Source organism: Rhodococcus jostii NBRC 16295 (assembly GCF_001894825.1).
GTDB lineage: Bacteria > Actinomycetota > Actinomycetes > Mycobacteriales > Mycobacteriaceae > Rhodococcus_F > Rhodococcus_F jostii.
The window spans coordinates 1-2,060 of sequence record NZ_BCWY01000209.1 but is presented as its reverse complement, the minus strand read 5'-3'; the positions used below and the strand labels follow the sequence as shown (position 1 = coordinate 2,060).

General features: G+C 68.0%; 3 protein-coding genes. 2 read left to right on the top strand and 1 reads right to left on the bottom strand.

What is annotated here, in order from left to right; all coding sequences use genetic code 11:
- Nucleotides 1-141 precede the first annotated feature (141 nt).
- Both RJ1_RS44755 and RJ1_RS44750 read left to right on the top strand, forming a co-directional pair.
- Nucleotides 142-768, top strand: a complete 627-nt coding sequence (locus tag RJ1_RS44755) for a hypothetical protein (RefSeq protein WP_073371147.1) — start codon at nt 142-144, stop codon at nt 766-768.
- Nucleotides 769-1,413 carry an RES family NAD+ phosphorylase gene (locus RJ1_RS44750; protein ID WP_083400836.1) on the top strand — a complete coding sequence of 215 codons (645 nt, stop codon included), beginning with the start codon at nt 769-771 and terminating at the stop codon, nt 1,411-1,413.
- Between the two features lie 83 nt (nt 1,414-1,496).
- Here RJ1_RS44750 and RJ1_RS44745 read toward each other — a convergent pair.
- A partial coding sequence (locus RJ1_RS44745) for a GGDEF domain-containing protein (RefSeq protein ID WP_143169616.1) occupies nt 1,497-2,060 on the bottom strand: 564 nt, incomplete at its 5' end.

Sequence of the window (2,060 nt, the reverse complement as noted above, 5' to 3'; positions counted from 1 at the left end):
ATTTATCCGAGGGTGGATTCGGGTGCGGTGAAGCCGCGTCCCGAGTAGAAGACTTCCGCTTCGGGCCTGGTGGCAACCCCTCCCGCACCGGGCTATCATAAATTTGTGCCCGATAATCGGTGAAAGTGAGGGGTGGGTGTGATGAATGAGGCCGCGGATGTCAGTACCGAAGCCCGCTATCTGCGCGGTGATCTCGGTTTCGAGGATGCGCTGCGGGAGGTGACCGGTACCGACGTGGGCCGTCAGTTCTTCGCGCAGATCCTGCACAGCTTGTCGGACCGGAACCCGGCAGCGCCGCCGCTGTCCGACCACGACGCAAACCTGCTGACGGAGGCGGGGTTCGTGGGCGATCCGGCCGCGGCGACGGCCGCGCGGGTGGACCGCGACATTCGCATGCAGGAACTGGTCCGCAGCTCGTTGTCGATTGCGCAGGCAGCGGACCGGTTGGGGGTGACCGCGGCCCGGATCCGGCAACGGCTCGGGGAGGGCACCTTGTGGGCGTTTGCGTCGGGCCGGAACCGGTTGCTGCCGCCCGCCCAGTTCACCGCCACCGGTGCGGTGCCGCATCTCGAGCAGGTGGTGCCGTTGTTGGCGAAGGATCTGCACCCGCTGACCGTGCAGGCGTTGCTGACTCACCCGCAGCCGTCCCTGACAGTGGAGGGCCGGCCGGTGTCGATCGTGGCGTGGCTGACGGGCAGCGCCGGAACGGCCGCCGACATCGAACAGGTCATTGATGTGATCATTGCCGCCGAATGGGAGTCGGCATAGATGGGGTCGATGCTGCCTGTGCCGCCGACCGTCGCCGTCCTCCGCGGCGCGGGCCTGCAGCCTGAGGAGGTGATCGACTGGCGACCGGCCGGGGTGGTGTGGCGGGTGCATCGCACCACCGGCACCCATGTGTTGCCGTGGAATGGGTTGCGCACGTTCGGGCCGATTCTGCGGTTCGACCACCATCCGCCGCCGCGGGCCGAGCATCCCCGCTACGGCATCTGGTACGGCGCCTCCAGTCCCCGCGGCGGGCTGGCCGAGGCGTTCCAGAGCGCCCGGGTGATCGACCGCCACCGCGGCGACCCGTATCTGACCGGACTGCGATTCACCCGCCCGCTGAGACTGCTCGATGTATCGGGGATCGGTGAGGGGACGTGGGCGACCCGGGTCGGCGGCAACCATGCCCTCGACTCCGCCGCGCACGGCCGAACCCAGCACTGGGCCCGCACCATTCACCGCGCCCACGATGACCTGGACGGGATCATCTACCGCGGCCGGTTCGCCGGCAGTGTCTGCATAGCGGTCACCGAACGCGCCGCCGACGCGTTCCCTACGCTGCCGGCGTTGTCGCTGCCGTTGTCGCATCCCGGGTTGTCCGGCCCGATCGACAGTGCCGCCCACCAGCTCGGCTACACCATCAACTGACGGTGGTGTGCTGTGCGTGGTTCGGTTCGGGTGATGTTGTGGGGGTGGATGTTCCGGATTCCCACGGGGCCACGGGGCGGCGCTCAGGTGGCGAGGGCGTATCTGCTTCCGGTGGTTTTGGCTTCGTACATGGCGGCGTCCGCGCGTTGGATCAACGTCTCCCGGGTTTCGTCCGGTCGGGCGAGTGCGATGCCGACGCTGGCGGTGTACCGCAGTTCGCGCCCGGGCGAGTCGGGTCCGATGTGTAGTTCGGTGATGCGGGTGGCGAGGGTGATGGCCTGGTCGACGGTGGTGGTGTCGGGGCAGACGATGAGGAATTCGTCGCCGCCGATCCGGGCCACGGTGTCGGTGGGGCGTATGACCGATTGCAGTTGTTCGGCCAGCCGGATGAGGGCGTCGTCGCCGACGGCGTGGCCGAGTCGGTCGTTGAGGGTTTTGAATTCGTCGAGGTCGATCAGTAGTGCCGCAACCGTGCGCTCGCTTCCGCGTGCGGTGTCCAGGGCGGCGTCGATCTGCTGATGCGCCAGGGCACGGTTCGGTAGCCCGGTCAATGAATCGTGCAGGCTCAGATGCCGCAGCGCGTCTTCTGCCTCGATGCGCCGGATCGCCGCGGCCAGTACGGCGGTCACCGAGCGCAGGAACATTAC